This is a genomic window from Candidatus Pseudomonas phytovorans, assembly GCA_029202525.1.
Classification (GTDB): Bacteria; Pseudomonadota; Gammaproteobacteria; order Pseudomonadales; family Pseudomonadaceae; genus Aquipseudomonas; species Aquipseudomonas phytovorans.
Genome location: CP119325.1, coordinates 1,117,342 through 1,130,505 on the forward strand (window position 1 = coordinate 1,117,342; position 13,164 = coordinate 1,130,505).

Genomic DNA, 13,164 nt, shown 5'->3' on the forward strand with positions numbered 1-13,164 from the left:
TATGCGAAGCGCTGGCCGCGGGTGTTCAGGGATGCCGTCATGACCACAGTGAAAGGAAGTTGCCGCCTCGGCATGGATCAACCCCGGCACCGTTCGGTTGGCCAGGACGGGCGCATGCGCATGCAGCTGGGCGAAGACCTCGGCCAGTGCCATGCCGAGTTGTTGCAGTTGGAACAAGGCTTGTCGCTGGGGCGCCTGCACTATCACCCGGTGCGCACCCTGATCGAAGAAACTTGCGGCCCCCATGACGGCCACGTGATGGTGGTCACCGTGGGTTTGCAGGGTAAGTCGGGCTTCCTCGGCCAGGATGGCAGCAACCTGGCCTTCGAGGCAGGGCACACCACCATCACGGCCTTCCGCGCAACGCCCGGCGAGCGCCGCTACCAGGCCAACGAGACGGCTTCACAACTGCGGGTGGTGATCGACCAGCCAACCTTGTGCAAATACGTCGGCGAGGAGCGGGCGGCACAGGTGTTGGGCAGCGGGCGGCTCAACCGCCTGGATTTTCGCCGCAGCTCCAAAGCTGCCCAGGCCCATGCAGCGGCCTTGGTGCGCTACCTGCAAGCCGGTGAGCTGAACCCGTGCAACCGGCTGGACCTGCATATACATACCCTCAGCCTGCTGTCGGAGCAGTTCAACCTGCTGGCGCCGCAGGAGGGCGCAGCCTCGCCGCTGGGCACCCGCGACATCGAGCGCATCGAGCGGGCCCGCAACATTCTCTGTGATCAGTTACATACGCCGCTGACCGTGGACTACCTGGCGACCGCTGTGGGGATGAACGAGCACAAGCTTAAGGAAGGCTTCCGCCACCTGTTCGACACCACCCCGGCACGCATGCTGCTGGACCTGCGCATGCGCAAGGCCATGACCCTGCTCGAGTCCGGGCAGCAAGTGGCCCAGGCCGCGTGGCAAGTGGGCTACAAGTACCCGAACAATTTCACGGTCGCCTTTACCCGTTACTTTGGGCGTACGCCTAAGTCCATCTTTGGCAAAAAGCGCTGAAGACCGAGGCCCTGAGCGCATAGGTATTTTTGCGAAAAGCATACAAAGCTAAACGAGATTCATTTGCGTTTATCGGTAGTATCACATCGCCGCCGCAGAGTGGCCATGAAACTGCCATGTACCGATAAACACAGGTCTCGCCATGCCCTTGCTTACCACAACGCCCTCGCCAATGCGCCTCAAGCCGCTGGCCTGGTCCGTCCTGCTGGCGCTTGCCAGCCCCCTTGCACTGGCCGAGGGCGAAGCGGCGGCCGCGCCATCTTCCGCACCCAGCATGGGGCCGATCGAGATCGAGCTGCCGGCCGGATATGAAGAAGAGATGAGCAAGGCCGGCACCTCGCAGAAAGGCCTGCAGGTGCTGGAAGCGTTGGAGGTGAAAGGGGAGTGGGAAGACAAGGATGAGAAGGGCAAGAGCGACGTCTACCGCAAGGACATTTCTGGCGCCTATGTCGGCAAGAAGGAGCTTGAGCGCTACAAAGGCGCATCGGTCGGGGATGTTTTCCGTGGGCTGAATGGGGTTTACAGCGGTGATGCCCGCAACAGCGGTGCATTGGACCCGAATATTCGCGGTATCCAGGGTGAGGGGCGTATTCCGGTCACCGTGGACGGCACCGAGCAGGCAAGCTCGGTGTGGATGGGGTCGGCGGGCGTCTCCAACCGCAACTATGTAGACCCCAGCATGATCGGCAGCATCGCTGTGGAAAAGGGGCCTTCCATGACCCCGGGTGTGAAGAGTGGCGTGGGCGGCTCGGTACAGATCAAAACCCTGGAAGCCGAGGATATCGTGCGGCCCGGCGAGCAGTTTGGCCTGGAGATCAAGAGCGAAACCGCCACCAACTCGGTCAAGCCCGACGAAACGGCCATGGATTACTTCGGCAAGGACTACCGCGATATCGAGGGTGTTTCTTCTGGCTACAACGGCCAGCTGGCGGTAGGCAACAAGGCCATCATGCAAGTGTCGCCACACACCCAGAACCGTGGCACCGATTTCGACTTTAACGACAACGCCTTCCGTATCGCTGCCGGCGCCCGTCATGATGACTTCGATTTACTGGCGGCCTACAGCTACCGAAAGAAGGGTAACTACTACAGCGGAAAGGGCGGCAGCCAGCGTTATCAGACTGACAAATGGTGGGACGAAGCGAGCGCTGTGCAAGGCGGGAATGTGTCGGGCGCTGTTGCGACAGGTTACGTTGCCAACCTGTACGCACCTGGGCAGGAGGTGGTCAACACATCCAGCGAAATGCGCACCTCACTGTTGAAGGGCACGTGGTACCTGCCTGACCAGCAAAGCCTCAAGTTGACGTATATGCGCAGCGAGCAGGAGTTTGGTGAAAGCGTTCCGTACCTGATCAGTTACATGGTGAGAAACAAACCCGAAGGTGAGGATTATGCGCTGCAGTTCCCCTACAGCGAGATCAAGCAGGACACCTACAGCCTGACCTACAACTGGAACCCTGATGAAAACCCCCTGATCGACCTGCAGGCCGGGGTGTGGATGACCCAGAACAACTCGCGCCGCCACCAGAACGGTGACGAAGTGTATGGCATCGCGGCCACCTTCGTAAGCGACCAGGATGTTGGCTACAACAACTACGTTCGATGCATGGCGGCCGGCACTGCCGCCAGTTGCGGTGCAGCGCCGCAGCGCCTGCCCAATACCGATGGCCGCTTCAATGTATTGGCCAGGGCATTGCAGGTTTCCGACCACGACCGCTGGGGCGTGAACCTGAGCAACCGTATGCAGCTTACCGATTCGTTGGTGCTGACCCTGGCCGGTAACTTCAGCGACGAGAAGCTGGCCCAGCAGGCAGCTGCTGACGTGGGCTCTACCAACCTGGCCGCCTGGGTAGGCAATTTTGTGGGCACACGCAGTGGTAGCCGGCAGGAGTTCAACTTCACGTTCAATAACGAATGGTCGGCTACGCCTTGGCTGGTGCTGAACGCTGGCGCACGGTTTGCCGATTACAGCGCGTTCGATGATGGCCTGGCCAAGCACCGCAAGAACAAGGATGCCGGCTGGGGGGATACGTCGGCGGTTGTGGGCCAGGCGTTCAGCTACCGGGAGCTGATGACGGCAACGGAGGCGCAGGCGTTCCGTGATGGCTTGCGGGCGGAGGTTGAGTCTTGGGGTTTGCCTGACGAGATGGTCGATGAAATGGTGGAGATAGAACTGGCCAATACCACCGTTGATGGCTACCTCTATAAAAATAAAACTTCGTTTACTGCCGATTATGACGGCTTCAGGATTGACACGGCGACCAACAAGTTTCGTAACGGTGAAGTTGATCTGAAAGAGACAGTCTCCAATGCCCAGGGTGGCAATGGCAATGCCTTGCGTTATGTCGGGTACGCTAATGAAGGCGCGGTGGTTGAAGAAGTCAGCGAAAACGACCGCTGGAGCAAACCCGACAAACTGCAAGGCACGGCATGGACGCCCATGTTTGGCGCTACTTTTTTGCTGACAGACAGGGCGCGCATTTATATACGTTACAGCGAGTTTGTACGTTTTCCTTCGGTGTATGAAGCGACCCAGTCGACCTTCGGTGGTTTGCGCAGGGCGAGTGCAGTAGGGCCGGAACATTCTTACAACTGGGAGGCGGGTTACGTACACGACCTTCGCGGGTTCATGCCTGATTTTCGCTATGCCGATTTTCGGATAAATTACTATAAGAATGAAATTCGTGACTTCATCGATCGCGATTACTATTTCAATATTGTTCAATTCGACAAAAAGAAATACTCCGGCATCGAGTTACAAACTCGTTTCGATACGGGACGTTATTTTGTCAATCTGGGGGGTACGTACCGCCTCAAGCAGGAGCTGTGTGACAAAGAGTACGCGGCTACCCTGGAGCCCTTCTTCCAACGGGACTACAGCACGTGCGTCACCGCAGGCTTCCCGACCACCTTCGCCCGTACCAGCCTGCAGCCCAAGTATTCCATTGATCTGGATGGCGGCGTTCGCCTGTTCGGCGAGGCCTTGGAGTTGGGTGGGCGCATGACCTACCACTCCAGTGCCAAGAACGAGGACGAAGAAGAGTGGATCCGTAACGGCTCGTTAGCGGTGACCACGGGCAATCGGCCATTCCAATGGCACCCTGTTTGGGTATTCGATGCCTATGCCAGTTACCAGGTCAATAAAAGTCTCGACCTCGAGATGGGCGTTAATAACATCACCAACCGTTATTACATTGACCCGTTGGCGCGCGTCATGATGCCAGCGCCGGGGCGTACGTTGAAGGCCGGATTTACTGTCAGGTTCTAAAGTATCTAAAGTATCTAAAGGTTTTTTGGCTATTTTTTAGTATTAAAAAATAGTGGTTTTTTACATCTTAACTAGGAGGTTGTTGTGAAAAAACTGTTTATGGTTTCTGCCTTGTCGCTTGTGGCATCCACCAGCTTTGCTGCCCCTGTGGCCGGCGGTTCTTCGTCCACGCTGGTTAAAGCGGCGCAATCCAATCTGATGGCCGTGGGTACTGCTGGCATTGCAATGCCGACCAGCAACTCACCCACGCTTGCAGATACTTCCAAGGTCGTCAGTTTTGCCGCTGGCCCTATTAATCAGACTAATGCCGTGATTGCTACCCCAGGCTTTACCTCGGCGCATATCACCTTGGGCGGCGCTACCAAAATTTCTGAAACCTGGAAAAACAACTACGCCTATAACACGGCCGTGTATGCCTACCGCCAGATCTCCAATCCTCAGGAAGGGTTTCCGGAGTTTGGCGGCGAAGTCATCGCCAAGGTAACCGGCAACGAGGTTTATTTCGGTGAGTGGGCGCCACGCAAAACCGGCACCCAGCCTGACAACAGCACCGACTTGAACCTGTCCAGTAGCAGCCGTGCAGTGTGGTACTCGGGCGAGAACCCGACCACCGCCATGCCGACCCTGGTCAACGCCAAATACAACGTGGTCGGGGTCAAACAATACAACCCCGGCACCGGCGCAGGCGTTACTTCGGGCGTGCTGACCGCTAACTACGGCTCGGGTTCGGGCACCATCACCGGTACTGTGGGTACTCTCAACTTCGCCGGTACCAGCATTGCCTCCAACGGCACCTTCGCCCGCAGTAGCAACATTGAAGGCCGCTTCTACGGCGCCAACGCTCAGGCGCTGGCAGGTATCTACAAAGGCGCCACCGCCGCCAGCAACATCGCCTTCGGCGGTGCCAAGCAGTAACCCGCAAGCGCAAGAAAGGAGAGGGCGCATAGCGCCCTCTTTTCCTGCTGTCATTTCCTGGCTGGACTTATCCCATGTCGCGTTCTGCGTCCTTGCGCATTCTCTCGCTGTGCCTGTTGGCCACCCAGTGCCCGGCACTGCTCGCTGATGAAGACGATACCCGGCAACTGTTGAACAAGATCGACCGAAATGTCGATGAACGTGAACGCACCCATGTGCCCAGGGCCGACCCTGCCGAGCATGATGCCTCGCTGATTACCATCGAAGGCCAGACCTACAATGTGCAAAACACGTTGCAAGACCTGGGGCCAGCCATCTATGTGGCGCTCAACCTTCAGCAATGGGAAAAAGCCAGGCAATTTGTAGCGCGCTATCGGCAATTGGCTGGGCATGAAGAGGCGTTGGTGTACCTTGCCGAGGGCATGCTGGCGCGCCAGCAGCGTGAGCATGGGCGTGCTATCGAAGCCCTTCGCCAGGCCATCGCGCTGGAGCCCGGGCATGTGCGGGCCAAGCTGGAACTGGCCAGGACCCTGTTCGAGGACAACCAGTCTGCAGAGGCCCAGGCGCTTTTCGATGAAGTGAAACTGGCCGAACTGCCGGAGGCGGTACTGCCCATTCTGCAGGGCTACCAGCACGCCCTGGACGAGCGCGACAGCTGGCACGGGTCGCTATCGGCAGGCTTTGGCTACAACAGCAATATCAACCAGGGCAACGGCATGCTCACCACCACTCAGGTGTGCTTCGTCCTTGAGTGCGTGGACTACAGCCGCAAGATGCCTGACCCGATCAAATCATCCAGTCTGGTCTACGACCTGGCTGCCGAGCGCCGCCTGCAGCTGAGCGGTAACCACCACCTGCTGGTGCGCGGCCTCAGCTATGGCAATGACTACCACCGGCACAGCGAAGAGGCACCGCAAACCTGGTACGACGAAAACACCAGCGTGCTGTATGCCGGCTACAACTACCTCAGCGCGCTGCATGACGCGTCGTTCACACCATTGTTCGAAACCTACTACAGCAACCACCACACCAAGTACCAGGCCAGCGGCATGAGAGGGGAGTGGAAGTACGCGCTGACCGATCGCTGGCGTACAGGCCTGGTCGGGCAGTACAAGCACTTTCGCTTTCAGGGCGAGCAGCGCGATTATTTCGATGATTTCGACGAACGGACGCTGGGCGGGTCGCTTTCGTACTTGCTCGACAGCCGCACCCTGGTGTTTGGCGGCATTACTTACACCCGACGCACGCAGGCCGAAGCCTCGGCCAGTAACCGCGAATACATGGGTAACCTGGGCGTGTACCGCATGTTCGACGTGGGCGTAAGCCTGAGCCTCACGGCCTTGTACCGGGAAACCCGCTACGACGAGGAAGATGCTTTTCTGGGTGGTTTGCGCAGGGACCGGCAGCAGATTTATATCGCCAACCTGGGCATGCCACGGTTTGCCGTTGCCAGCGTGGTGCCCAACCTGTATGTGAAGCGCACGGTCAATGACAGCAGCATCGACTGGGCGTATGCCTATCGGCAGACTGAGGTAGCACTCAAATTCGAGAAAACCTTCTGAACAGGTTTGCACGGCCCCTGTAGGCGCGGCCTTGTGCCACGAACGGCGGCAGGGGGTAAATCGCAGGCAAGAAAAAACCCACTAGCAAGCTAGTGGGTTTTTGTATGGTGCCCAGGAGAAGACTCGAACTTCCACGACCTTGCGGTCACTGATACCTGAAACCAGCGCGTCTACCAATTCCGCCACCTGGGCAAAGCTTTGCATCATCTGTTGAAGGCGACTATCGTCAGCTTTCACACAGTAGTAACAGATCCTTGGTCATCTGTTACTTGAAAATATTTGGTGCCCAGGAGAAGACTCGAACTTCCACGACCTTGCGGTCACTGATACCTGAAACCAGCGCGTCTACCAATTCCGCCACCTGGGCACACATTCGAGATTAAAAGATGCTTTACAGCGCCGTTCATCTCTACTACAACTTCGGGGTTGTCCGTCGTTGTGGTGCGCACTATACGGACGCTCCCCAGGGCTGTAAAGCCCCCAATCAAAAAAAAATTCAAAAAATTCAACCCGTTGATTCCACAGGCCTAATACTGCTGTCTATGCACCGCAGCGGGGGCTGTCCAAGCCAGACATTTCCGGTTTCAATAGGCCTATGCCAGAATTCATATCTATATACCCCAAGGTGAACCCCTTCTGATGGCCGATTGGCAATCCCTCGATCCCGAGGCCGCTCGCGAAGCGGAAAAATACGACAACCCCATTCCCAGCCGTGAGCTGATCCTGCAGCGCCTTGCCGACCGTGGCGAACCCGCTGCGCGCGAGGAGCTGGCGAAAGAGTTTGGTCTGTATGAAGAAGACCAGATCGAAGCCCTGCGCCGCCGTCTGCGTGCGATGGAGCGCGACGGCCAGCTTATCTATACCCGGCGCGGCACTTATGCCCCGGTAGACAAGCTCGACCTGATCTGCGGCCGTATCTCCGGCCACCGCGATGGGTTTGGTTTCCTCATCCCCGATGATGGCAGCGACGACCTGTTCCTCAGCCCGTCGCAGATGCGCCTGGCCTTCGATGGCGACCGCGCGCTGGCGCGAGTGTCCGGTACCGACCGCCGTGGCCGCCGAGAAGGCGTGGTCGTCGAGGTCATCTCCCGTGCCCACGAAAGCGTGGTCGGCCGTTACTTCGAAGAAGGCGGCATCGGCTACGTGACCCCGGACAACCCGAAGATCCAGCAAGAAGTGCTGGTGACCGCCGGTCGTAATGGTGGTGCGAAGATCGGCCAGTTCGTCGAGATCAAGATCACCCATTGGCCAACGCCGCGCTTCCAGCCGCAAGGCGATGTGGTCGAGGTCATCGGCAACTACATGGCGCCGGGCATGGAAATCGACGTTGCCCTGCGCAGCTACGACATTCCGCACGTCTGGCCCGAAGCTGTGGTCAAGGAAGCGCGCAAGTTCCGCTCCGAAGTCGAAGACAAAGACAAAGAGAAGCGCGTCGACCTGCGCCACCTGCCGTTCGTCACCATCGACGGTGAAGATGCCCGCGACTTCGATGACGCGGTGTATTGCGAGCCGCTGGGCAAGCTACGCATGTTCTCCGGTGGCTGGCGCCTGTATGTGGCTATTGCCGACGTGTCCAGCTATGTGCGCCTGGGCTCGGCCCTGGACGTCGAGGCCCAGCAGCGCGGTAACTCGGTGTACTTCCCCGAGCGCGTGGTGCCGATGCTCCCCGAAGAGCTGTCCAACGGCCTGTGCTCGCTGAACCCGCACGTCGACCGCTTGGCCATGGTCTGTGAAATGACCATGAACAAAGCCGGCCAGATGGTCGACTATCAGTTCTACGAAGGCGTGATCCACTCCCACGCTCGCCTGACCTACAACAAGGTCAGCAGCATGCTTGAACACGCTCGCACCCGTGAGGGCAAGGCGCTGCGCGACGAGTACAAGGAGGTCGTGCCGGATCTGAAGAACCTGTACAACCTGTACAAGGTGCTGCTGGATGCCCGTCATACCCGGGGTGCCATCGACTTCGAGACCCAGGAAACCCGCATCATCTTCGGCGATGAGCGCAAGATCGCGGAAATTCGCCCGACCGTGCGTAACGAGGCCCACAAGCTGATCGAGGAATGCATGCTGGCGGCCAACGTGGCCACCGCCGAGTTCCTGCAGAAGCACGGCGTGCCGGCCCTGTACCGTGTGCACGACGGCCCGCCGCCGGAGCGCCTGGAAAAACTGCGTGCCTTCCTTGGCGAGCTGGGCCTGAGCCTGCACAAGGGCAAGGACCCGTCGCCGAAGGATTACCAGGCTCTGCTGGCGAGCATCGCCGGGCGCCCGGACTTCCACCTGATCCAGACGGTGATGCTGCGCTCGCTGAGCCAGGCGGTGTACAGCACCGAGAACAACGGCCACTTCGGTCTGAACTACGAGGCGTACACCCACTTCACCTCGCCGATCCGCCGTTACCCGGACCTGCTGGTGCACCGCGCTATCCGCAGCATCATCCGTTCCAAGGTCGACACCCCGCACGTCAAACGTGCCGGCGCCATGAGCATTCCCAAGGCGCGCATCTACCCGTACGACGAGAACACCCTGGAGCAGTTGGGCGAGCAGTGCTCGATGACTGAGCGCCGGGCTGATGAAGCCACCCGTGACGTGGTCAACTGGCTCAAGTGCGAGTACATGAAGGACCGCGTGGGCGAAACCTTCCCGGGTGTGATCACCGCGGTGACCGGCTTCGGCCTGTTCGTCGAGCTGACGGATATCTATGTAGAAGGCCTGGTGCACGTGAGTGCGCTGCCGGGCGACTACTACCACTTCGACCCGGTCCACCACCGCCTGTCCGGTGAGCGCACCGGCCGCAGCTTCCGCCTGGGCGACACGATTGAAGTCAAGGTCATGCGTGTTGACCTGGACGAGCGCAAGATCGACTTCGAAGTGGCCGACAAGACGCTGGCTGCCCCGATCGGCCGCAAGCAGCGTGGTGCCGCGCCAGCAACTGACAAGGTTGAGCAGCAGCCGGTAACCGAAGCGAAAGCCACGCCGAAGCCGCGCAGCCGCAAGAGCGAAGCCTCTGAAGCGTACTTCCCGAAAGACGCCGTACAGCGTAACGCCGACGTGCGTAAAAGCCGCGAAATGAAGAAGGCGTTGATGACCGACGCTCGCAGCGGCGCCGGCAGCAAGCCGGATAAAGGCGGCAAGCCCTCCGGCACCGGCAAACCGACCAAGCATCGTAAAGGCCCGCCGAAGTCCGGTGCGCCACGCAAGAGCAAGAGCAAGTCATGAGTCAGCTGGAAAAGATCTACGGCGTGCATGCCGTGCAGGCGTTGCTGCAGCACCATCCTAAGCGGGTCAAGCAGATCTGGCTGTCGGAAGGGCGCAGCGAGCCACGCCTGCAGACGCTGCTGGCGCTGGCTGCGGAAAATCGCGTGGCGGTTGGCCAGGCCGAGCGCCGCGAGATGGATGCCTGGGTCGAGGGCGTGCATCAGGGCGTGGTCGCCGAGGTCAGCCCAAGCCAGGTGTGGGGCGAATTGATGCTCGAAGAGTTGCTTGAGCGCACCGAAACGCCGCCGCTGATCCTGGTGCTGGACGGTGTCACCGACCCGCACAACCTTGGAGCGTGCCTGCGCACGGCTGACGCAGCCGGTGCCACGGCGGTACTGGTGCCCAAGGACAAGTCGGCAACCCTGACACCTGTGGTGCGCAAGGTGGCTTGCGGCGCGGCAGAGGTGATTCCGCTGGTGGCCGTGACCAATCTGGCGCGCACGCTGGAGAAGCTGCAGCAGCGTGGCTTGTGGGTGGTCGGTACTGCCGGCGAGGCCGAGCAGGAGATTTATCAGCAGGACCTGACCGGGCCGCTGGTGATGATCATGGGCGCGGAAGGCAAAGGCATGCGCCGGTTGACCCGCGAGCATTGCGACTTCCTGGTGAAGTTGCCGATGGGCGGTAGCGTCAGCAGCCTGAACGTGTCGGTGGCGACCGGGGTTTGCCTGTTCGAGGCCGTGCGCCAGCGCCAGGCCAAGCGCTGATCTTCAGCCTGTGCTGGCCCTTTCGCGGGCATGCCCGCTCCCACAGGATTTTCACTGTCTTCAAGGCTGTGGGATCTCTGTGGGAGCGGGCGTGCCCGCGAAAGGGCCGGTAGCCTGAGAATATGTTTCAGGCTGTTCAAATAATCACCAATTACCTTGCTTGTGCGCCTTGGCTTCTCTACAATTGCGCCCCTTGCCGAGCTGGCAGGCGCATATGTGCCTCCCCTCCGTGCAAGACATACAGTGTCATTCACTCCTTGTCTGACCAGATTTCCTGGCAGGCTACTAACCCGTAAGGAGCATTCATGCGTCATTACGAAATCATCTTTCTGGTTCACCCGGACCAGAGCGAGCAAGTCGGCGGCATGGTTGAGCGTTACACCAAGCTGATCGAAGAAGACGGTGGCAAAATCCACCGCCTGGAAGACTGGGGCCGTCGTCAACTGGCCTACGCAATCAACAATGTTCACAAGGCTCACTACGTGATGCTGAACGTTGAGTGCACTGGCAAGGCCCTGGCCGAGCTGGAAGACAACTTCCGCTACAACGATGCCGTTATCCGTAACCTTGTCATCCGTCGCGACGAAGCCGTTACCGGCCAGTCCGAGATGCTGAAGGCTGAAGAGAACCGCAGCGAGCGCCGTGAGCGTCGCGAGCGTCCTGAGCATGCTGACTCCGCCGAAGGCGACGACAGCAATGACAGCGACTCCAGCGATAACGCTGACGAGTAATCCACGGACCTTTAGAGGAGCCTATTAAATGGCACGTTTCTTCCGTCGTCGTAAATTCTGCCGCTTCACTGCTGAAGACGTGAAGGAGATCGACTTCAAAGATCTCAACACTCTGAAAGCTTACGTATCCGAAACCGGCAAGATCGTTCCAAGCCGTATCACCGGTACCAAAGCTCGTTATCAGCGTCAGCTGGCTACCGCTATCAAGCGCGCCCGCTTCCTGGCCCTGCTGCCCTACACCGACAGCCACGGCCGCTGAGACCGGGTCGTCGACAAGCAGTAAGGGATTAGCATGCGAGCGTTAGCAAGTTTCATCATGCGCGGTCGTGTGCAGGCCACCCTGGTGGTGGTCATCAGCGCGGTACTGCCGCTGCTGTTCTGGTTGAGTGCCGCTGCCGGCAGCCTTGTGCTGCTGCGGCGTGGGTTCAAGGATGCTACATCGGTCATCGCCGGCGGCTTGCTGGCTGGGCTGGCCGTGTGGGTCATGGGCGATCCCATCACCTTTTTGGTGATTGCGGGTGCCCTTGCCCTGGCCGCCATGTTGCGTGCCGAGCATCCCTGGAGCCGGGTGTTGCCCGTCAGTGCCGTGTTCGCCGTGGCTTTCAGCCTCGTGCTTGATCTGGCGCTGGCGCAAACCTTCGATGTGCTGGCCAAGGCGTTTGCCGAAGCCATGCCGAAAATCGAAGGGCAACCGGTGCTCTCCGGTGAGCTGATCCGCCCTGTGCTGGTCGCTTCCACAGCAGTGACGGTGCAATTGTTCAGTGTGCTGGCGTTAATGCTGGCGCGCTACTGGCAGGCAGCGTTGTACAACCCTGGAGGCTTCGGCCGCGAGTTTCGCGAGCTGAAGTTGCCGAAACAGACCATGGCGGTCTTGGTGGCAGTGATGGTGGTGGCGCCGTTTATCGGCCCGCAGTTCATCGTCCTGGCATCGGCGTCGAGCCTGGTACTGGTACTGGCTGGCATCGCTTTGATGCACGGGCTGGTGGCACAGGGTCGACTGGCCGGTTTCTGGCTGGTGGGCATGTACGTGACGCTCCCGCTGATCATGCAGCTGATTTATCCGTTGCTGGTGGTTTTGGCCATTGTCGACAGCCTGATTGATTTTCGCGGTCGCAAGTCCCCCAAGGGGAATGACTCCGCGAACGGTGAAGGTTAAAAGTTAAGAGGTTTTACCAAATGGAACTGATCCTGCTGGAAAAAGTCGCTAACCTGGGCAACCTGGGCGACAAAGTTAAAGTTAAGGCTGGTTACGGCCGTAACTTCCTGCTGCCATTCGGCAAGGCCACCGTTGCCAACGCCGCCAACCTGGCTGCGTTCGAAGAACGTCGCGCCGAGCTGGAAAAAGCAGCTGCCGACAAGAAAACTTCGGCTGAAAGCCGTGCTGCCCAACTGGCCGAGCTGGAAGTGACCATCACTGCCACCGCTGGCGACGAAGGCAAGCTGTTCGGTTCGATCGGCACTCACGACATCGCTGACGCCCTGACCGCCTCCGGCGTTGAAGTGGCCAAAGCTGAAGTTCGTCTGCCGAACGGCACCATCCGTCAGGTTGGCGAATACGACGTAGCCGTGCACCTGCACAGCGACGTTGAAGCCACCGTACGCGTGGTCGTCGTAGCTGCCTAAGCTGCGCTAACTGGCTGGCTCCTTGCGAGCCAGGCGGTTAACATCGGGCACGGTCCTGTTTTTACAGGCCGTGCCCTTTGTTTTTTTCGTCCCCCAGAATT

General features: G+C 59.4%; 10 protein-coding genes and 2 tRNA genes. 10 read left to right on the forward strand and 2 right to left on the reverse strand.

Annotation, left to right across the window (positions count from 1 at the left end):
* Positions 1-39 precede the first annotated feature (39 nt).
* The 4 genes from P0Y58_04860 to P0Y58_04875 all read left to right on the forward strand — a co-directional run bounded on the left by P0Y58_04860 (position 40) and on the right by P0Y58_04875 (position 6,747).
* Complete coding sequence (locus P0Y58_04860; protein WEK31533.1) at positions 40-1,002, forward strand: AraC family transcriptional regulator; 963 nt, start codon at positions 40-42, stop codon at positions 1,000-1,002.
* A 172-nt stretch (positions 1,003-1,174) separates the two neighbouring features.
* A complete protein-coding gene (locus P0Y58_04865) occupies positions 1,175-4,270 on the forward strand; it encodes a TonB-dependent receptor (protein WEK31534.1) in 3,096 nt (1,031 codons plus the stop codon).
* Between the two features lie 84 nt (positions 4,271-4,354).
* Positions 4,355-5,185 carry a hypothetical protein gene (locus tag P0Y58_04870; protein ID WEK31535.1) on the forward strand — a complete coding sequence of 277 codons (831 nt, stop codon included), beginning with the start codon at positions 4,355-4,357 and terminating at the stop codon, positions 5,183-5,185.
* A gap of 74 nt (positions 5,186-5,259) precedes the next feature.
* Positions 5,260-6,747, forward strand: a complete 1,488-nt coding sequence (locus tag P0Y58_04875) for a porin family protein (GenBank protein WEK31536.1) — start codon at positions 5,260-5,262, stop codon at positions 6,745-6,747.
* Between the two features lie 105 nt (positions 6,748-6,852).
* On the opposite strand, the gene P0Y58_04880 is transcribed toward P0Y58_04875, so the two are convergent.
* Both P0Y58_04880 and P0Y58_04885 read right to left on the reverse strand, forming a co-directional pair.
* Positions 6,853-6,939: transfer RNA gene (locus P0Y58_04880), tRNA-Leu, on the reverse strand.
* Positions 6,940-7,027: 88 nt separating this feature from the next.
* Positions 7,028-7,114, reverse strand: a tRNA-Leu gene (locus tag P0Y58_04885).
* A 272-nt stretch (positions 7,115-7,386) separates the two neighbouring features.
* Here P0Y58_04885 and rnr point away from each other — a divergent pair.
* The 6 genes from rnr to rplI all read left to right on the forward strand — a co-directional run bounded on the left by rnr (position 7,387) and on the right by rplI (position 13,063).
* The gene (gene rnr, locus P0Y58_04890) at positions 7,387-9,966 is read left to right on the forward strand and encodes a ribonuclease R (protein WEK31537.1); all 2,580 of its coding nucleotides are present in this window, start codon (positions 7,387-7,389) and stop codon (positions 9,964-9,966) included.
* The gene (gene rlmB, locus P0Y58_04895; protein ID WEK31538.1) at positions 9,963-10,709 is read left to right on the forward strand and encodes a 23S rRNA (guanosine(2251)-2'-O)-methyltransferase RlmB; all 747 of its coding nucleotides are present in this window, start codon (positions 9,963-9,965) and stop codon (positions 10,707-10,709) included. Before rnr ends, rlmB begins: the two co-directional genes overlap by 4 nt.
* A 305-nt stretch (positions 10,710-11,014) precedes the next feature.
* Positions 11,015-11,440: a 30S ribosomal protein S6 gene (rpsF, locus tag P0Y58_04900; protein WEK31539.1), complete on the forward strand. Its 426-nt coding sequence runs from the start codon at positions 11,015-11,017 to the stop codon at positions 11,438-11,440.
* Between the two features lie 28 nt (positions 11,441-11,468).
* Positions 11,469-11,699, forward strand: a complete 231-nt coding sequence (gene rpsR / locus P0Y58_04905; GenBank protein ID WEK31540.1) for a 30S ribosomal protein S18 — start codon at positions 11,469-11,471, stop codon at positions 11,697-11,699.
* 33 nt (positions 11,700-11,732) lie between these two features.
* A complete protein-coding gene (locus P0Y58_04910) occupies positions 11,733-12,596 on the forward strand; it encodes a hypothetical protein (protein ID WEK31541.1) in 864 nt (287 codons plus the stop codon).
* Between the two features lie 20 nt (positions 12,597-12,616).
* The gene (gene rplI, locus P0Y58_04915) at positions 12,617-13,063 is read left to right on the forward strand and encodes a 50S ribosomal protein L9 (GenBank protein WEK31542.1); all 447 of its coding nucleotides are present in this window, start codon (positions 12,617-12,619) and stop codon (positions 13,061-13,063) included.
* Positions 13,064-13,164 lie beyond the last annotated feature (101 nt).

Bases quoted from the DNA above. Each gene is read 5' to 3' on its own strand.
- rpsF (WEK31539.1), top strand. From the start codon at position 11,015: ATGCGTCATTACGAAATCATCTTTCTGGTTCACCCGGACCAGAGCGAG.
- rplI (WEK31542.1), top strand. From the start codon at position 12,617: ATGGAACTGATCCTGCTGGAAAAAGTCGCTAACCTGGGCAACCTGGGC.
- rnr (WEK31537.1), top strand. From the start codon at position 7,387: ATGGCCGATTGGCAATCCCTCGATCCCGAGGCCGCTCGCGAAGCGGAA.
- P0Y58_04865 (WEK31534.1), top strand. From the start codon at position 1,175: ATGCGCCTCAAGCCGCTGGCCTGGTCCGTCCTGCTGGCGCTTGCCAGC.
- P0Y58_04910 (WEK31541.1), top strand. From the start codon at position 11,733: ATGCGAGCGTTAGCAAGTTTCATCATGCGCGGTCGTGTGCAGGCCACC.
- rlmB (WEK31538.1), top strand. From the start codon at position 9,963: ATGAGTCAGCTGGAAAAGATCTACGGCGTGCATGCCGTGCAGGCGTTG.
- rpsR (WEK31540.1), top strand. From the start codon at position 11,469: ATGGCACGTTTCTTCCGTCGTCGTAAATTCTGCCGCTTCACTGCTGAA.
- P0Y58_04875 (WEK31536.1), top strand. From the start codon at position 5,260: ATGTCGCGTTCTGCGTCCTTGCGCATTCTCTCGCTGTGCCTGTTGGCC.
- P0Y58_04860 (WEK31533.1), top strand. From the start codon at position 40: ATGACCACAGTGAAAGGAAGTTGCCGCCTCGGCATGGATCAACCCCGG.